This is a genomic window from Stenotrophomonas genospecies 3 (assembly GCF_054473855.1).
Genome location: NZ_JBTMUR010000006.1, coordinates 13,750 through 31,204 on the forward strand (window position 1 = coordinate 13,750; position 17,455 = coordinate 31,204).

Here is a 17,455-nt window from a genome sequence, read left to right on the forward strand (position 1 = left end):
ATGCCCCGTGGTGACAAATCCGCATATTCCGATAAACAGAAGCGTCAGGCCGAGCACATCGAGGAAAGCGAGCGCGAGCGCGGTGCCAGCGAAGGCACGGCCGAGCGCATTGCCTGGGCGACCGTGAACAAGCAGGATGGTGGTGGGAAGCGTGGCGGCAGCGCGCGCAAGGGTACGAAGAAGGCGACCCGCAAGAAGGCTGCCAAGAAGGCGCCTGCCAGGAAGTCCGCTACAAAGAAGGCCACACCCAAGACGGCAGCGAAGAAGGCCCCTGCGAAGAAGGCGGCGGCAAAGAAGGCACCGGCTCGCAAGACAGCCACAAAGAAGGCGACAAAGAAGACGGTGGCCAAGAAGTCCAGCACTCCCGCCTCGCGTAGCGCTGCGGCGAAGAAGGCAGCGAAAACCCGTGCGGCAAAGAAGACCGTGCGCAAGGTGGCGGCGAAGAAGGCAGCACGTACCCGCGCGCGGGGCTGAGTCCTTCGATCAGGGCGACAGCGTCCTCATCCACGCGGCAACTTCGGCTGCGGCTGCGTCAGCGCGTGCCTGCAGCAGCAGATGCGGTCCTTCCAGCGAAACATGCCGGGCATCCGGCAAAAGGGCCTGCAGTTCTGCCACACTGGGTGGCCACAGCAGGCGGTCATGGCACGCGTGCAGGCACAGCGTCGGCACGTCGATTGCCGGCAGCAATGCGCGTACGTCGACGCGCAGGGTCGCTGCGGCGCGTTGCCGCAATGTGGCCGCCGGAATCCGGGCGGGCACATCGCGCAGCATCGACAGGTGCTCGCGGGTGCGCCACCGCCCCAGCAGCAGGCGCGCCAGCAACGCCACGGGAGGCAGAGGCCAAGCCGGCGACAGCAGGGCTGCGCTGGCTGCCGGCAATGGCACCGGCCGACGCGCAAAGGTCGAGGCAAGCACCAGTCCGCGCAGCCCGGTAGGGTGTCGTGTGGCCAGTTCAACTGCCAACGGGCCCGAGAAGGACTCGGCAAGCAGGATGAAGGGATGGCCGGGCAGCTGCGACCACAGCCGTTGGGCCAGCGTGGCGTGATCCTGCCCTCCCTGCGCAGGCAGCGTAATCGCCTGCGTCGTCAGCCCATGAGCCTGAAGTGCTGGCAGAAACGGGGTGGACAGCCTGCCGGAGCCATCCAGGCCGGGCAGCATCAGCACGTGCTGCGGCGCAGCCGATGCTGAATCACAGCCCGGCTTTTCCTCGCTCCCGATTCCCATGTCACCTCCTTTGCTGACAAGCATCACCCACATCGGCAGGCAACGGAAACTCTGCTCCGGCTCTCCGGCTGCTTTGCCGGGCAAGGTTGAGCAATACTGCCCGCTCTGCCGCGGAACGCGGCTGCCAAGGAGAGCCGTTGATGCGATGGACCTACGCGCTGGCCATGATGGCCATGATGCTGCCACTGAACAGCTCCGCCAGCGATGGTTGGATAAACGGGGACGGCAAGGCGATGCCGGAGACCGGTGCTATGAAATCCAGCGGTGGCTTTGCTGCATCGCTGCTGGTTACCTCCGATGCCGACTGGCAGGCCAAGTGGGAAACCCCACCGGAGACCACTCCCGGTTTTACCGAGGCCAACGAAGTCCACCTGGGCGGTGAATTGTTCTTGCTGACATTCCTGTCCAACCCGCAACTGGACGAGAACCGCGTACCCAAGGTGCACTGCGATCTGCGCATGCTACGTCCGGACGGCAGTACCAGTATCGACGAACGCGATGTTCCCTGTTTCACCACTGCCCTGCCCGGCCCGCCAACCCTGTTGTACATGGCCAACCTGCACCTGAAGTTCGTGGCCGAGGCCAGTGATCCGAAAGGCACATGGACTGCGCAGGTGGTGGTCAGGGATCTGCTGCGGAATGTGAGCCTGCCTCTGCAGGCTCGCTTCGACGTCCGTTGAACGGAGGCATGCGAATGAAGATGCGGCGATTACTGAGCTGGACCGGTCTTGCGCTTTGCGTGGTCTACCTGCTGTTGACCGCATGGCTGGTTCACGGCGCGCAGTCGGACGCGGACCCGAAGGGCACCTATATCCTGATGGCGCTTCCCATCACCCTACAGTCCGCCGCACTCGATGCCATCGGCGCAGGCAGCCTGCTGTACGGCAAACCCTGGTCGACCGCGTATGCAGTGCTGCTTCCGCCAACACTGCTGTTGCTGTACGCAGCCGGCTGGCTGATCGAACGCGCCGCGCGCGGGCGCTAGCCAACGGCACGGACCGGTTGCGCGCATCGACGCCCTGCACGCGGGAGCGCATGCAGGGCGCCGTCCAACATCCAGTCGCAGGTTGCTTACGCCGCCTGCGCAGGCATGATGGGCATGCGCGCGCCCTGCTCCACCTTGAACACCGAAACCGACGTGGTCAGCGCATGCGCCTGTTCTTCCAGCGCGCGGCTCGCCGCGGTGGCTTCTTCCACCAGCGCAGCGTTCTGCTGGGTCACCTGGTCCATCTGCACCACCACCTGGTTGACCTGCTCGATACCGGCGGCCTGTTCCTTGCTGGCCGCTGCGATGTCGCTCATCAGCTGGGTGGTGCGCGAACTTGCCTGGGCTACGCGCGCGATCGCGGCTTCCGATTCGACCGTCACTGCCAGGCCGCTCTTCACCTTCGCAGCGGCATCTTCGATCAGTTCCTTGATCTCCTTGGCGGCGACACCGGCACGCTGTGCGAGCGTGCGCACTTCGCTGGCAACCACGGCAAACCCACGGCCCTGCTCGCCCGCACGGGCGGCTTCCACCGCAGCATTCAGCGCCAGGATGTTGGTCTGGAACGCGATGCCGTCGATCACCGTGGAGATCTCCGAGATGCGTGCCGATGACTGATCGATCTCGCCCATCACCGATGCCATCTGTGCCATTGCCTGCTCGGTCTCGCGCACTGCGGCACCGGCGGCATGCGCTTCGCTGTCGGCCTGACGGGCCAGCTCGGCATTCTGGCGCACGGTGGAGGTCAGCTCCTCCATCGATGCTGCGGCCTCTTCCAGGTTGGCGGCCTGCTGCTCGGTGCGGCGCGACAGGTCGTTGTTGCCGGCGGCCAGTTCCTGCGCTGCGTTGTTGATGCTGTCGGCGGCCACCTGGATGCCCCGCACGATGCCGGTCAGCTGTGCGGTGGTGGTGTTGGCGTCGTCGCGCATGCGCGCGAACACACCGTCGTACTCGCCCTCCATGCGTGCGGTCAGGTCGCCGTGCGAGATTGCACGCAGCACGTCGGAGACGTCGGCGATGCTGGCCTGCGAACTGGCCATCATGCCGTTGAGGTGCTCGACCATCGCCTTGAACTGGTACTGGAACGCTGCGGCATCGCCACGCATGCTGAAATCACCGGCGCGTGCGGCGCGGGCCAGTTCATCGATCTGCGCGTTGATCGCCATCAGGCTCTGCTTCACCGCCGCCAGGGTGCGGGTCAGTGTGCCCTTCTCGCCCGGGTAGTCCGGCAGATCACGGCTGAGGTCACCGATGGCGTAGCGCTGCATCACCTCGGCCATCAGCAGCTCCACCTGGACGTGCGATTCGACCAGGCTGTTGGTGGCCTGCACCATGCGGCCGAAATCACCGGGGAACGCACTGGCGTCCATGCGATAGCGGATCGCACCGGCCTCATGCTGTTCGGCCATCTGCAGCTGCGCGCCGATCGCCGCCTGCACGCTCTGCCGCACGCTGGCCATCGCCTCGCCCAGCTGGGTCAGTTCGTCACGGCCACCAAGGCGGAACTCCTGGTCCAGCTGGCCCTTGGACAGGCGCTCGGCCAGGTTCACCGCGCGGGCCAGCGGGCCGGTCAGGCTGCGGCCGATCATCACCGAGGCACCGATGCCCACCAGCAGCGCGACGCCGCCCAGCACCAGCAGCTGCAGCAGGCTGCGCTCGCCCAGACGGATCGCCTCGGCGGCTGCCTCACGGCTTTCCTTCTCTTCGAAGTCCACGCCATCGGACAGCGCCTTGTTCCAGCCGTTTGCCGCTTCCTGCACCGGGCCCAGGGTCAGCGCTACGGCGCCCGGGTAGTCGCCCTGCTCCATCAGTTCGCTGGTCTGCTTGTTGAGTGGACGCGCAATGGCACGCTTGGCGGCGATGGTTTCAGCGATGGCCTTGCCGTCGGCGTCGCTGGGCAGCGCCTGATAGGCGGTCCAGCTGGCCTCGTAGCGCTTTACCAGATCGGCGATGCGCTGCTCGTCGTGGCCACGGTCGTCGCCCTGGCGGATCAGCATCTCGCGACGCACCACCATCATCTGGTTGTTGGCATCGAGCATCTGCGACAACAGGCGCACCTTGGCTACGCTGACGTCGACCACCTGCTGCATCGCGCGCTTCTGCACGACACTGGCGGTGGCGCCGGTGGCCACCACGGCGGCAACCAGCAGCAGCAACAGGCCAAAGCCCAGCCCAAGACGCCAGGCAACCCTGACGTTCCTCAAGTAGTTCATCGGTAGATCCAAAACGGGGGGATGTGGCGTTATCGGCGGCCCGCCAGGCAATCTTGATCGCCAACCGCCAACGGCGTGGGGCACCATTCACCTTGGTGAGCCCTTGGCCGGCGGCACCCGCGCGGGGACGGTGGCGCAACGACCCGACTGCTCATGCAGACGTCAGATCTCTTTCACGGCGGCTCGGCGCGGCCTGCAGGCAAGGTGGTGGCGTCATCTGCTGGAGTTCCCAATGCCATTACCCGTGTACCGATCCATCCTGCTCGCTCTCTCGCTGCTGGCATCGCCGGCGTTCGCGCAGGCACCGCCGCCTGGACTGCCCGCCCCCATTGCCGAGAAGGCCGGACCGGACACCGCAGCACGTTCCGCCCTGCATGCCCAGGTGCTGCTGGATCGTGCGAATTTCTCGCCCGGCCAGATCGACGGTGAAGTGGGCAGCAACCAGCGGCGCGCGGTGTCTGGTTTCCAGGCGGCGCACGGCCTGACCGTCACCGGTGAACTGGACGACGCGACCTGGCAGGCCCTGCAGGCTGATAAGGTCACCCCCCTGGCCAGCTACACGCTGACCAGCGAGGATGTCGCCGGGCCGTTCCAGGCGGTGCCGAAGGGCCCCGCCGCACAGGCCAAACTGAAATCGCTGGGCTTCAACAACGTCGAAGAGTCGCTGGGCGAACGCTTCCACGCATCCCCTGAGCTGTTGAAGCTGCTCAATCCGGGCGTGGATATGAGCAAGGCGGGCAACCGCATCCAGGTGCCCAATATCGCACCATCGCCGCTACCGAAGGCGGCCAAGGTGGTCGTCGACAAGTCCGATTCCAGCCTGCAGCTGCTGGATGCGCAGGGCAAGGTGATCGCTCAGGTGCCGGTTTCCTCCGGCAGCCAGCATGATCCGCTGCCGATCGGCGAATGGAAGATCCTGGGCGTGTATCGCGACCCGCCGTTCCACTACAACCCCAAGCTGTTCTGGGATGCGCGCAAGGGCGAAAAGAAGGCGACACTGCCGCCGGGCCCGAACAATCCGGTCGGCCGGGTCTGGATCGACCTGTCCAAGCCACACTACGGCCTGCATGGCACGCCCGAGCCCGGCCATGTCGGCAAGACCGAGTCACATGGCTGCGTGCGCATGACCAACTGGGATGCGCTGCGCGTGGCCGATGCGGTGGATACCTCCGTCCCCGTGGTGATGCAGGAGTGAGCCGATGCGTCTTTCGCAGCTGATCGCGCTGGGTGTTCTGCTGGGACTGGGGGCCGGCTGGTGGCTGCGCCCCGATGCAGGCGAGCCGGTAGCCGCCTCGCTGCCGGAAGCACAACCGGCAGCAGCTGTGGCGCCGGCCAAGGAATCCGTAGCGCCGCTCGGCACGGCCCCTGCCCCCGCCGCCACCGCACCGTCAGCCGCGCGGACTGCGGATGCGCCAGCCGGTCTGCTGCTGCCGGTGCAGGGCATCCAGGCGTCCCAGCTGCGCGACACGTTCACCGATGCACGCAGCGAGGGCCGCGTGCACGATGCCATCGACATCATGGCCACCGCCGGCACGCCGGTGCTGGCGGTGGCCGATGGCACCGTGGAAAAACTGTTCAACAGCGAGCGTGGCGGGCTGACGATCTACCAGTTCGAGCCCAGCGGACGCTGGTGCTACTACTACGCGCACCTGCAGCGCTATGCCGATGGCCTGACCGAAAAGCAGGTGATCAGGCGCGGGGAGGTGATCGGTTACGTGGGCAGTACCGGCAACGCCAGCGCTGAGGCCCCGCACCTGCATTTCGAGGTGCACGTGCTGGGACCGGAGAAACAGTGGTGGAAGGGCGAATCGATCAATCCGTACCCACTGCTGAATCCGCCTGCTTCGAAGCCCGGTGCTGCCAGCGCCGCAAAGTGAACGTGAACACCGCCAAGGCAGCCCCTGGAATCAACAGGAGCAGTGCCGCCACTTTCCAGAAGAAGAACGGCCACAACCAGACATAATCCAGGTCAGTCAGCTTCAACAGGTCCAGTGGCGGCTGCAGCTCGACGGTGGCCGCGCGCCCCGCCAGCGCCGGGTCCACCTCCAGCACGGTTACCCGTAGCCATGAGCGGCCGCGTGGCAATGCGTCGCCGCGGCCATAGCCAAAGTAGAACGCCGTTGGGCCGCTGGACTCAACCGAAGCCAGCGCGCGATTGATGCCCTGCCCGGCCACTCCCGAACGCTCCCCTGCACGGAAGTCTCCCTGATCGGTCGGAGTTTCGATGCGCAGCAGCACCTCGGGGTCAGCCTCTGTACCGTCTGCGGCATAGCGCAGGCGCAGCCGCAGATGGTCATCGATGAGGCGGTAGACGGTGATCTGGGCGGTTGCGCCAGGACTCAGCACCAGCGGCACCGTCTGCGTGCGCGACGCCAGGGTATTGGCAGCCGCACCCAGCAGCAGTACCAGGCAGGCGATGCCCCACAGGCTCCACAGCACCCACAGGGTGATCCGCACGACTGTCTCGCCCTTCACGCTGACATCCTGGTCATTGCGTCGCTTCCCGCTGGCCCTGGCGACACAGTAACGAAAAAGCCCCGCTTGCGCGGGGCTTTTCCTGTCACCTACGCCGGGCAGCACCCGGCGCTAGCTCAGGCGAACGGATCCTGCAGGACCATGGTGTGGTCGCGGTCCGGGCCGGTGGAGACGATGCTGATCGGGCAGCCGGCCAGCTCTTCCAGCGAACGCAGGTAGGCACGTGCGGCCGGCGGCAGCTCGTCCCAGTTGGTGATGCCGTGGGTGTTCTCGCTCCAGCCCGGGAACTCCAGGTACACCGGGGTGCAGTCTTCCCAGCCCTGCGCGTCCAGCGGCGCGTACTCGGTGCGCTTGCCGTTGTACTCGTAGGCGATGCAGACCTTCAGCTTTTCCATGCCGTCCAGCACGTCCAGCTTGGTGATGCACAGGCCGCTGATGCCGTTGATGGCCACGGCACGCTTCAGCGCGACGATGTCCATCCAGCCGCAACGACGCGGACGGCCGGTCGAGGCACCGTACTCGGCGCCGCGGTCACGGATGCCCTGGCCGACTTCGTCGTCCAGTTCGGTCGGGAACGGGCCGCCGCCGACGCGGGTGGCGTAGGCCTTGGCGATGCCCAGCACGTAGTCGATCGAATCGGCGCCGACGCCGGAACCGGCCAGTGCACCACCGACGGTGGTGTTGGAGCTGGTGACGTACGGGTAGGTGCCGTGGTCGATGTCCAGCAGCGCACCCTGCGCGCCTTCGAACAGCACGCGCTTACCCTGCTTGCGCAGGTCGTGCAGGATGCCGGCCACGTCGGACTTCATCGGCTGCACGTATTCGCCGAAGGCCAGCGCTTCGTCGAAGGTCTTCTGGAAATCGACCGCATCGGTGTTCAGATACTTGGTCAGCACGAAGTTGTGGTAATCCAGCGCGGTGCGCAGCAGTTCTTCCAGCTGCTTCGGGTAATGCAGGTCGGCGATGCGGATGCCGCGACGCGCCACCTTGTCTTCGTAGGCCGGGCCGATGCCACGGCCGGTGGTGCCGATCGCCTTGCCGCCGGCAGCGCGCTCGCGCGCCTGGTCCAGGGCGATGTGGTACGGCATGATCAGCGGCGCGGCCGGGGAGATCTTCAGGCGCGAACGCACTTCCACGCCGGAGGCTTCCAGCTCGGCGATTTCCTTCTGCAGCGCGGCCGGCGAGATCACCACGCCGTTGCCGATCAGGCACAGCGCATCGTCACGCAGGATGCCCGACGGGATCAGGTGCAGGACGGTCTTCTTACCGTTGATGACCAGGGTGTGGCCGGCATTGTGGCCGCCCTGGAAGCGCACGACGGCGCCGATTTCCTCAGTGAGCAGATCGACGATCTTGCCCTTGCCTTCATCGCCCCACTGGGCACCCAACACTACGACAGACTGACCCATGACGGGCTCCTCATATGTTGCGGCCATCGGGGCCGCGGACGGTTGAACCGTGGCGGGGCTGGCCAGCACCTGGAGGGCGGCTCCAAACGGGGAGCAGCCGGCGATGGAAGGCCCAGACACGGAAAAAGCCGAACGGGGAGGCCCGTCCGGCTTTTGTGCATTATCCGGGTTTCCGGGGTCGGGTGCCACCTTTCCGACGGACGGCTTCACCGGCCGGTCAGCCGCCCCGCCCGGTCGTGTCGGCCGTTGGCCGGCAATGCCAACCAAGGTTGGCATCTACCAGAGCCTGGCCACGCAGGAGCAGGTCGGTCAGCTGCCCCGCCCGGTAGTGCCGGCCGCTGGCCGGCAACGCCAACCAAGGTTGGCATCCACCAGAGCCGGGCCATGCATGTGAACGCAGGCGGTAGTGCCGGCCGCTGGCCGGCACTACCCTTTCAATGCCGCGCCCACCACAGCAGGCTCAGGCCGGCCAGCAGCACCATCCCGCCGAAGCTGCGCAGGGCCGGGCTGGGCAGGTCCAGCAGGCGCTCGGCCATGCGCTTCCAGGCGAACGGGGCGACGAACAGGAACAGGCCTTCCAGCACCGCCACCAGGCAGACGGCGGCGAACAGATCTTTCATGGGGGACTCCGGAAAAAGCACGGGGCCCGGCATCTGGCCGGGCCCCGTGGGGTACTGCCCTGCGACCTCAGCGGTCGTTCTTCAGGTACTGCAGGAACGGGTCGTTCTTGTCGAGCACGATCACGCCGTTGCCGTCGGTCATGGAGCCACGGTAGGCCTCCAGGCTGCGGTAGAACGCATAGAACGACGGGTCGGCCGAGCCGGCCTTGCCGTAGATGCGCGCCGCATCGGCATCGCCTTCACCGCGCAGGCGCTGGGCATCACGCTCGGCTTCGGCGATCAGCACGGTGCTGTCACGGTCGGCCTGGGCGCGGATGGTCAGCGACTGCTCCTCGCCCTCCGCGCGCAGCTTGGCCGCTTCCTGCTTGCGCTGGGCGCGCATGCGCTCGTACACGTCATTGATCACCTGGCTGTCGGTGGGCAGGTCCACCTGCTTGATGCGCAGGTCGATCATCTGCATGCCGAGGCCGGCCACCGCTTCGTTGATCCCCTTCAGCTGCTCGGCGATCAGCTCGCTGCGGTCGCCGGAGACCAGCTGCTGCAGGGTGCGCGAGTTGATCTGGTTGCGCAGCGAGTCGGTGATGATCGGTGCCAGGCGGGCATTGGCGATGCGCGGATCGCCACCGGTGGCACGGAAGTAGTCACCCACGTTGGAGATGTAGCCGATGGCGAAGAAGTCGACGCTGACGTCCTTCTGCTCGGCGGTGAAGTAACGCGCCGGGGCGGTGTCGAGCACCTGGAAGCGGCGGTCGAAGACCTTCACCGTTTCCACCACCGGCACCTTGAAGTGCAGGCCCGGCTTGATGTCCGAACGCACCACCTTGCCCAGGTTCAGCACCATGGCGGTCTGGTCCTCACGGACCACGTACACCGAGCCAAGCAGGCCCAGCACCACCGCCACGATCACGGCGATCCAGATAGGACTCTTCATCGGCTGCCCTCCTCACGGCCGCTCGGTCGCCCGGTCGGGCGGCCCACCGGCCGGCCCGGATCACGGGAAGCTTCCGCCGCTGCACCCGGCAGCGACGGCATCACCACCTCCGGATTGGTCACTCCCGGCGGGGCCGAGGTGGTGGGACGGGTATCGCCGGTCATCGGCACGTAGATCAGCTGGCGGCCATCGCCACCGATCACCTTGCGGTTCTCGCTCAGCACCTGCTGCACGGTCTCCAGCCACAGGCGCTTGCGGGTCACTTCCGGGGCGTCCTTGTACTGGGCCTGCAACAGGCTGAAGCGCTGCGCGTCACCCTCGGCCTTGGAGACCACGGCCTGCTTGTAGCCTTCGGCGGTGGTACGGGCGCGCGAGGCCTGGCCTCGGGCTTCCGGCACGACCTTGGCGGCATAAGCCTGGGCTTCGTTGATCAGGCGTTCCTTGACCTGCTGCGCACCGTTGACCTCGTCGAAGGCCGGCTTCACTTCTTCCGGCGGACGGGCGTCCTGCAGGGTCAGGCCGGTCACGGTCAGGCCGGTCTTGAACGCCTTCAGCAGCGCCTGCAGGCGCTCCTCGGCGGCCACGGCCAGCGGGCCACGGTTGTTCAGTACCGCGTTGAGGTCGGCACGGCCGACTTCCTCGCGCACCGCGCTCTGCGCCGACTGCTCCAGCACCTGGTTGGCATCGACCGTGCCGAACAGGTACTGCTGCGGGTCGTCGATGCGGTACTGGACGTTCAGCGAGACGTTGACGATGTTCTCGTCGCGGGTCAGCACCGGCACCTGGATCGAGAAGGTCTTGATCTCGGTGGCATTGACCTTGGTGACCGATTCGATCGGCCACGGCAGCTTGAAGTTCGGGCCGGGCTGCAGGATGCGCGAGAACTGGCCGAAGCGCAGCACCACGCCACGCTGCTGTTCGCCGATCAGCTGGAAGCTGGAGAACAGCACCAGCAACACCACGGCTGCAACCACCCAACGCATGATGCCACCGTCGAACAGGTCCTTCAGCGGCCCGGGCAGTCCGCCCCAGCCACCACCATTGCCACCGCCGCGCGACCCGAAGGGCCCGCGTCGATTGTCCTCGGGGCCTTGTCCGCCCTTGTTGCCGCCGGGTGTATTCCAGGCCATGCACGCTCCATCAAGATTTGGGCTGCGGCGCGGGCCCTTCCCGCACCACCAGCCGTGAAACCATCACCGATCATACAAGATGGGGCGGATCGGCAGGATCGAAAGGGGGGCAACGGGGTAAGGTGGCGTTTTCCTCGAAGTCAGGCAACGCCGATGGCCCCCACCACCCCGTTCACCGCCTTCCGCATCGAAAACGACGACGCCGGCTACCGCAGCGGCCTGGCCCAGCTCACTGTCGACGACCTCAACCCCGGCCAGGTGCTGATCCGCGCCCAGTGGTCTTCAGTCAACTACAAGGACGCGCTGGCGGGCACCGGCAAGGGCAGGATCCTGCGCCGCTTCCCGCTGGTCGGCGGCATCGACGTAGCCGGTACCGTGGTCGCCAGCACCGACCCGGCCTGGCGTGAAGGCGATGCGGTACTGGCCACCGGCTGCGGCCTCAGCGAGACCCGCGATGGCGGCTACAGCCAGTATGTGCGGCTGGAGTCGAGCGCGGTGATCGCGCTGCCGGCCGGGCTGAGTGCCCGCGAGGCAATGGTGCTGGGCACCGCCGGCTTCACGGCGGCGCTGGCGCTGCTGCGCCTGCAGGACAACCGGCAGGCCCCGGAGCTCGGCCCGCTGGCGGTCACCGGCGCCAGCGGCGGTGTGGGCGCGCTGGCGCTGTCCATCTTCAGCCGTGCCGGCTATACCGTGCACGCGGTCAGTGGCAAGCCGGAGCAGTCCGACTTCCTGCACGGCATCGGTGCCGCCGAGGTGCTGCCACGCTCGGCGTTGGCCGATACCGGCCCACTGCAGTCGGCCCGCTTCGGCGGGGGCCTCGACAATGCCGGAGGCGACATGCTTGCCAGCCTGCTGGCGCAGACCGTGCCCTACGGCAGCGTGGTCAGTGCCGGCCTGGCCGCCAGTCCGACGCTGGACATGACGGTGATGCCGTTCATCCTGCGCGGCGTGTCACTGCTGGGCGTGTCCTCGGCCAATGCACCGCGCGGGCTGCGCGAAGAAGTGTGGTCGCGGCTGGGCAGTGACTGGAAGCCGCAGCAGCTGGACCGCATCTGCACCGCCGAAGTCGGCCTCGATGGCCTTCCTGCCGTGTTCGAACGGATGCTGGCGGGCGGTTCGCTGGGCCGCACCGTGGTGCGGATCGACTGAACGTCGCAGGCAGGCGACGGACGGCAGATGCGCCCCTCCCGCCAGTAATGGGCCCGCACTACACTGCGGGCATTACATGGGGAACAACATGGCACGCATTCTGATCGTCGACGACTCACCGTCGCAGCTGTTGGGGATACAGCGCATCGTCGAGAAGCTCGGGCACCAGATCCTGACCGCCACCGATGGCGCCGCCGGGGTCGAAACCGCCAAGGCCGAGCTGCCCGACCTGGTCCTGATGGACGTGGTGATGCCCAACCTCAATGGCTTCCAGGCCACCCGCACCCTCGCCCGCGACGAGGCGACCCGGCATATCCCGGTGATCCTGGTGACCACCAAGGACCAGGACACCGACCGCATGTGGGGCATGCGCCAGGGCGCCAAGGCCTACATCACCAAGCCGTTCTCGGAAGACGAGCTGTCCGAGGTGCTGGAACGGGTGTTCGCCGGGCAGGGCTGAGGCACGCGCGGTAGTGCCGGCCGCTGGCCGGCAACCACGCATCACCGTCCCGGGCAATGAAGTTGCCGGCCAGCGGCCGGCACTACCTTCAAATGGTCTCGCCGAAGGCCTTGGCCAGGTTCCGGTACGCCTTCTTCTGCGCCTCGTCAGTCGCGGCCGGGGCCACGATCTCGATCTCGACGATCTGGTCGCCCTCCGGATTGCCTGGCAGCCCACGGCCACGCAGGCGCAGCTTGCGGCCAGCATCGGAATCGGCCGGAATCTTCAATTCCACCGCTCCACCCAGGGTCGGCACGCTGATGCTCGTACCCAGCGCGGCCTGCCACGGCGTGACCGGCAGCGTGTAGAGGATGTTGCGGCCATCGACCTCGAACTGCGGGTGGGCGGCGTATTCCACTTCCAGCAGGAGGTTGCCGCCATGGTTGCCCTGCCCGGCCAGGCGGATCACCTGGCCCGGGCGGATACCCTTGGGCACGCGCACGTCCAGCTGCTTGCCGTTGACGGTGATGCGCAGGCTGTCGCCGCTGTAGGCCGCTTCCAGCGGAACCGACAGCTTGGCGCGGGTGTCGCGGTTGGGCGCGTGGCCCTGGCTGCTGAAGCCCGGCCCCGGACCAGCGCCACCACCGCCACGCTGGCGCGCGAACAGGCTCTCGAAGAAGTCGCTGAAGCCGCCATTGGGGCCGCCACCGCCGAATACTTCCTCGAAATTGAAACCGCCAGCACCACCATAGTTCGGCGGCACGTTGAACTCCTCGCCCGGGCGATAGCCCTGCGCGCGCAGCTGGTCGTAGGCCGCGCGCTTTTCCGGATCGCGCAGCGCCTCGTAGGCCTCGTTGACCGCCTTGAACTTGTCTTCGGCCCCGGCTTCCTTGCTGACGTCCGGGTGGTACTTGCGTGCCAGCCGGCGGTAGGCGGTCTTGATCTCCGCCTCGCCCGCGCTCGGTTCCACCCCCAGGGTGGCGTAGTAATCCTTGAATTCCATCCAGCTACCTCGATCTGCTTCGGCCGCGCCGGTGGCGCCGCCCCAGGTTCATTCTACGCGCCGGCGATGCTACGCCGCCCCTCGTGCGGCCCCGGTGAGGCCGACTGATCCTGCGCAATGCGACTGCCATCCCCATGCGCCACGCTGTGGCTGGAAGCCCCCGCCGCAAAGCCTGAAGATGGGGCCTGCACACGGGTTTTCCAATGTCTTGACGCCCCTGTCCCATCCGGCCCACTAGCCTGCCCCAGCAAGGAGTTCCCCATGACCATCCATGTCGGCGACCGCATTCCGGAAGTGACCCTCAAGCGCATCCGCGAGGGCATTGAAACGCTCGATACGCATTCGCTGTTCGACGCACGCAAGGTGGTGCTGTTCGCCGTGCCCGGCGCGTTCACCCCGACCTGCTCGGCGCGCCACCTGCCCGGCTACGTCGAGAAATTCCAGGCGTTCCGCCAGCGCGGCATCGATGTCTACTGCATGGCGGTCAACGACCCGTTCGTGATGAAGGCCTGGGCCGCCGACCAGAGCGTGCCCGACGGCCTGCTGATGCTGTCCGACGGCAATGCCGAACTGACCCGTGCGCTCGGCCTGGAGCTCGACGCCAGCGCCTCGGGCATGGGCATCCGCTCACGCCGTTTCGCCCTGTACGTGGTGGATGGCGTGGTGCGTGCGGCCTGGATCGAGCAGCCCGGCCAGTTCGAAGTGTCTTCGGCCGAATACGTGCTGGAGCACCTGCCAACCTGATCTTCCACCGCAAGAGGAAACGGCCAGCCATGTCCACCAAGCCAGCCAAAGCCGCAAAGCCTGCCGCAAAGGTGCCCGGCATCAGTGACCGCAAGACCCTGCGCGAACGCGCCCGTCGCAATATCGAAGACGGTGCGATCACCGACAGCTACAGCGCCGACCGCAAGGTCGTGATCAAGCTGCTCAACGATGCACTGGCCACCGAGTACGTATGCGTGCTGCGCTACTACCGGCACTACTTCATGGCCAAGGGCATGCTGGCCGACGCGGTGAAAGCCGAATTCCTCGAACATGCACAGCAGGAACAGGCGCACGCCGGCAAGCTGGCCGAGCGCATCGTCCAGCTCGGCGGCGAGCCGGACTTCAACCCCGACACGCTGACCGCGCGCTCGCATGCCGAGTACAAGGAAGGCAGCGACCTGCGCGACATGGTGCGCGAGAACCTGGTGGCCGAACGCATCGCCATCGACAGCTACCGCGAGATGATCAACTTCATCGGCGACCGCGATACCACCACCAAGCGCATCCTTGAAGAGATCCTTGCACAGGAAGAGGAGCACGCCGATGAGTTCGCCGACCTGCTGGATGGGTGGATCGGGGAATGATCTGGTAGATGCCCACCTTGGTGGGCGTCTTTGCCGCGTGCCAACCAAGGTTGGCACCTACCAGAGCACGGCGGTGTCGTTGGCGTTGGGCCGCGCGCCGACCAAGGCCGGCATCTAGCGGAGAACGTTGAACCGCACCTGCGTCCACGCGCCATCGGCCGCCAGCGCGGTCAAAGTGTGTGCGCCCGGATCGGCGAACTCGCGCTGCATCAACTGCGCGCCGTGGGTCTGCGCGATCCAGCGTCCATCCAGCAACCAGTCCACCACCTGTTCGCTGCCCAGCGCGCGCAGCTGCAGGCGCACGCCATGTTCCGAGTTTGGCGCACGCGCCAGCGTGGCGCCATCATTGAGGCCATCGATGTGCAGGGCCACGCTGGCCTCACGCCCGTCGTCGCGGCAATCCGGCGACAGCGCCGGCAACTGCGAGGCAGCGCGCGTGGCCTTGGGCAGCCACGGTGACAACAACGCCGGCCAACGCGCGATCTCAAGCGCGACTTCCTCATGCGGCAAACGGCAATCAGCGGATACACGCAAGCCGGTTCGCGCGTCGGCCAGGTAACGCTGCCGCCCCGGCTGCCAGCGCCGTGCCTCGCGCTCGGGGAAGGTCGGCGGCGCCGCGCCGTCCAGCAGATAGGCCGACATCCGCCGTTGGCACAGCGCCGCCGGCAGGCCCTCGGCGCGTTCGCCGGTGGGCCAGCAGATGTCTTCCTGGCTGACACTGGCCGGCATCGGTGCGGCAGCCGAATCGCCGCGCTGGCGCGGCAGGCTGTCCACCACCTCGAACATCAGCGGCAGTGCGGTGACCGCGCCGTACTGGCCCGGCAACGGCGTGCCATCCGGCCGGCCCACCCACACACCCACGGTGTAGTGGCGGGTACTGCCGATCGCCCACGCATCGCGATAGCCATAGCTGGTGCCGGTCTTCCACGCCACGCGCGGGCGGCCACCAATATCGAAGGTGCCGACGCTGTAGCCCGGGCGCGGGTTCGATTCCAGCATCTCGCGCACGATCCAGCTGGCGCCCGGCGACGCCAGGCGCCGCTCGATCATCGGTTCGTCATCGGTGTAGCGCACGCGTCCGGCAATGCCGTTGCGGTTGAGCGCGGCGAACGCGCCGACCAGATCTTCCAGCCGCGCCCCGGTGCCGCCCAGGATCAGCGAGAGGTTGGGCGTGCTGCCCGGCGGGAAGCGCAGCTGGATGCCGGAGTGCGACAGGCGCGCGGCGAAGCGCGCGGCCCCGACCCGCTGCAGCAGGTCCACCGAGGGCACATTGAGTGACAGCCGCAATGCACTGGAGGCACCAATCGGCCCATTGAAGGCCATGTCGAAGTTGCCGGGACGGTAGCTGCCGAAACTCTGCGGCGCATCGACCAGCAGGCTTTCCGAATGGATCAGGCCATCGTCCAGCGCCATCGCATACAGGAACGGCTTGAGCGTGGAGCCCGGCGACCGCCAGGCCTGCACCATGTCGACGTGGCCGAGCCGCTGGCGGTCACCAAAGGACAACGTACCGACGTAGGCACGCGCCTGCAGAGTCTGGTTGTCGACCACCAGCAAGGCCGCCGAAGTACGCTCGGGCAGCGTCGAGAAATAGCTGGCCACGCGCTCTTCCAGCGTGCGCTGCAGTCCGATGTCGATGCTGCTCTGGATGCGTGCCTGTCCTGGATGCGCCGAATGCAGGCGCTGCGCAAGCAATGCGGCGTGCAGCGGCGGCCGCAGCGAGCGCGCCACCACGTTCTCGATACGCGCGTCTTCCACCTCTTCCGGCGTCCACGCCCCCAGTTCGGCCATGCGTGACAGCACCTTGTCCCGCGCTTTCTGCGCCGCTTCCGGATGACGGTCCGGACGCAGCCGGCTCGGCGCCTGTGGCAGCACTGCCAGCAGCGCGGCCTCGGCATGCGACAGCTGCGCCGCCGGCTTGCCCAGGTACGCCCAGCTGGCCGCTTCCACGCCCTCGATGGTGCCACCGTAGGGCGCGCGCTCCAGATACAGGGCCAGGATCTGCTGCTTGCTCAGATGCACTTCCAGCTGCACCGCGCGCAGAATCTGCTTGAGCTTTCCCCAGGGTGTGCGCGTATGCGGGTCGAGGATGCGCGCGACCTGCATGGTCAGGGTCGAGCCGCCGGAAACGATGCGACCACCGCGCAGCAGCTGGCCGCTGGCACGCAGGATGGCCAGCGGGTTGATACCCGGATGGCGCCAGAACCAGCGGTCTTCGTAGGTCAGCAGCGCCTGCAGGTACAGCGGCGAGACGCTGTCGATCGATGCCGGATAGCGCCACACGCCCTCGGCATCGGCGAACGCACGCAGCGGCGTACCGTCGGCAGCCACCACCAGGGTGCTGGTATCGCGCTGCTTCGGCAGCGGCGGCGGGAAGGCGAAATCCAGCACCAGCAGCAGCGCCAGCGTGGCAGCCGTGCCCCAGCGCAGCCACGGCCACAGCGGCCGCAACCGGCGGCGCAGGGCCGCCCGCCGGATCGACATCGTCTTCTTCATTGCAGCGTGCCGGATTGGAGCTTGCCAGCGGG

The 17,455-nt window shown here is 67.1% G+C and carries 18 protein-coding genes; 9 read left to right on the top strand and 9 right to left on the bottom strand.

The genetic code is table 11. The features are described 5' to 3' along the window. Entirely contained in the window at nt 1–474 is a 474-nt protein-coding gene (locus tag ACX9OT_RS09485; RefSeq protein ID WP_071228122.1) for a hypothetical protein, read from the top strand. A gap of 9 nt (nt 475–483) precedes the next feature. Here the strand turns inward: ACX9OT_RS09485 and ACX9OT_RS09490 are convergent, their stop codons facing one another. Next, nucleotides 484–1,224 (bottom strand): alpha/beta fold hydrolase, encoded by a 741-nt coding sequence (locus tag ACX9OT_RS09490; protein ID WP_459001830.1) that lies wholly within the window; start codon nt 1,222–1,224, stop codon nt 484–486. A gap of 86 nt (nt 1,225–1,310) precedes the next feature. Here ACX9OT_RS09490 and ACX9OT_RS09495 point away from each other — a divergent pair, with 86 nt between their 5' ends. Beyond that, a complete protein-coding gene (locus ACX9OT_RS09495; protein WP_459001832.1) occupies nt 1,311–1,904 on the top strand; it encodes a hypothetical protein in 594 nt (197 codons plus the stop codon). A gap of 14 nt (nt 1,905–1,918) precedes the next feature. Beyond that, nucleotides 1,919–2,209 (top strand): hypothetical protein, encoded by a 291-nt coding sequence (locus tag ACX9OT_RS09500; RefSeq protein ID WP_107432237.1) that lies wholly within the window; start codon nt 1,919–1,921, stop codon nt 2,207–2,209. An 86-nt stretch (nt 2,210–2,295) separates the two neighbouring features. Here ACX9OT_RS09500 and ACX9OT_RS09505 read toward each other — a convergent pair whose 3' ends face one another. Further along, nucleotides 2,296–4,422, bottom strand: a complete 2,127-nt coding sequence (locus ACX9OT_RS09505; RefSeq protein WP_107432238.1) for a methyl-accepting chemotaxis protein — start codon at nt 4,420–4,422, stop codon at nt 2,296–2,298. 232 nt (nt 4,423–4,654) lie between these two features. On the opposite strand from ACX9OT_RS09505, the gene ACX9OT_RS09510 reads away from it, so the two are divergent. Together ACX9OT_RS09510 and ACX9OT_RS09515 are read left to right on the top strand one after the other, a co-directional pair. Continuing rightward, the gene (locus ACX9OT_RS09510; protein ID WP_459001835.1) at nt 4,655–5,617 is read left to right on the top strand and encodes a L,D-transpeptidase family protein; all 963 of its coding nucleotides are present in this window, start codon (nt 4,655–4,657) and stop codon (nt 5,615–5,617) included. Nucleotides 5,618–5,621: 4 nt separating this feature from the next. After that, a complete protein-coding gene (locus ACX9OT_RS09515; RefSeq protein ID WP_049463118.1) occupies nt 5,622–6,299 on the top strand; it encodes a M23 family metallopeptidase in 678 nt (225 codons plus the stop codon). Here ACX9OT_RS09515 and ACX9OT_RS09520 read toward each other — a convergent pair. The 5 genes from ACX9OT_RS09520 to hflK all read right to left on the bottom strand — a co-directional run bounded on the left by ACX9OT_RS09520 (nt 6,235) and on the right by hflK (nt 10,987). Beyond that, on the bottom strand, nt 6,235–6,897 hold the full coding sequence (locus tag ACX9OT_RS09520; RefSeq protein ID WP_049463117.1) for a hypothetical protein: 663 nt from the start codon (nt 6,895–6,897) through the stop codon (nt 6,235–6,237). The genes ACX9OT_RS09515 and ACX9OT_RS09520 overlap by 65 nt on opposite strands. Before the next feature lie 116 nt (nt 6,898–7,013). Next, the gene (locus ACX9OT_RS09525) at nt 7,014–8,306 is read right to left on the bottom strand and encodes an adenylosuccinate synthase (protein WP_006463282.1); all 1,293 of its coding nucleotides are present in this window, start codon (nt 8,304–8,306) and stop codon (nt 7,014–7,016) included. Between the two features lie 434 nt (nt 8,307–8,740). After that, nucleotides 8,741–8,926 carry a DUF2065 domain-containing protein gene (locus ACX9OT_RS09530; protein ID WP_049421230.1) on the bottom strand — a complete coding sequence of 62 codons (186 nt, stop codon included), beginning with the start codon at nt 8,924–8,926 and terminating at the stop codon, nt 8,741–8,743. Between the two features lie 67 nt (nt 8,927–8,993). After that, entirely contained in the window at nt 8,994–9,857 is an 864-nt protein-coding gene (gene hflC / locus ACX9OT_RS09535) for a protease modulator HflC (RefSeq protein ID WP_010482785.1), read from the bottom strand. Next, entirely contained in the window at nt 9,854–10,987 is a 1,134-nt protein-coding gene (gene hflK, locus ACX9OT_RS09540) for an FtsH protease activity modulator HflK (protein WP_049401370.1), read from the bottom strand. Before hflK ends, hflC begins: the two co-directional genes overlap by 4 nt. A 153-nt stretch (nt 10,988–11,140) precedes the next feature. Here hflK and ACX9OT_RS09545 point away from each other — a divergent pair, with 153 nt between their 5' ends. Continuing rightward, nucleotides 11,141–12,136 carry a YhdH/YhfP family quinone oxidoreductase gene (locus tag ACX9OT_RS09545; RefSeq protein WP_459001838.1) on the top strand — a complete coding sequence of 332 codons (996 nt, stop codon included), beginning with the start codon at nt 11,141–11,143 and terminating at the stop codon, nt 12,134–12,136. 88 nt (nt 12,137–12,224) lie between these two features. Next, the gene (gene pilH / locus ACX9OT_RS09550) at nt 12,225–12,596 is read left to right on the top strand and encodes a twitching motility response regulator PilH (protein ID WP_005410644.1); all 372 of its coding nucleotides are present in this window, start codon (nt 12,225–12,227) and stop codon (nt 12,594–12,596) included. Between the two features lie 88 nt (nt 12,597–12,684). On the opposite strand, the gene ACX9OT_RS09555 is transcribed toward pilH, so the two are convergent. Then, on the bottom strand, nt 12,685–13,578 hold the full coding sequence (locus ACX9OT_RS09555; protein WP_032127817.1) for a DnaJ C-terminal domain-containing protein: 894 nt from the start codon (nt 13,576–13,578) through the stop codon (nt 12,685–12,687). 261 nt (nt 13,579–13,839) lie between these two features. Between ACX9OT_RS09555 and ACX9OT_RS09560 the strand changes: the two genes are divergently transcribed. Next, the gene (locus ACX9OT_RS09560; RefSeq protein WP_032127816.1) at nt 13,840–14,322 is read left to right on the top strand and encodes a peroxiredoxin; all 483 of its coding nucleotides are present in this window, start codon (nt 13,840–13,842) and stop codon (nt 14,320–14,322) included. Nucleotides 14,323–14,351: 29 nt separating this feature from the next. Further along, nucleotides 14,352–14,927 (top strand): ferritin-like domain-containing protein, encoded by a 576-nt coding sequence (locus tag ACX9OT_RS09565; protein ID WP_049421227.1) that lies wholly within the window; start codon nt 14,352–14,354, stop codon nt 14,925–14,927. 114 nt (nt 14,928–15,041) lie between these two features. Here the strand turns inward: ACX9OT_RS09565 and pbpC are convergent, their stop codons facing one another. Next, nucleotides 15,042–17,423 carry a penicillin-binding protein 1C gene (gene pbpC, locus ACX9OT_RS09570; RefSeq protein ID WP_459001840.1) on the bottom strand — a complete coding sequence of 794 codons (2,382 nt, stop codon included), beginning with the start codon at nt 17,421–17,423 and terminating at the stop codon, nt 15,042–15,044. Nucleotides 17,424–17,455 lie beyond the last annotated feature (32 nt).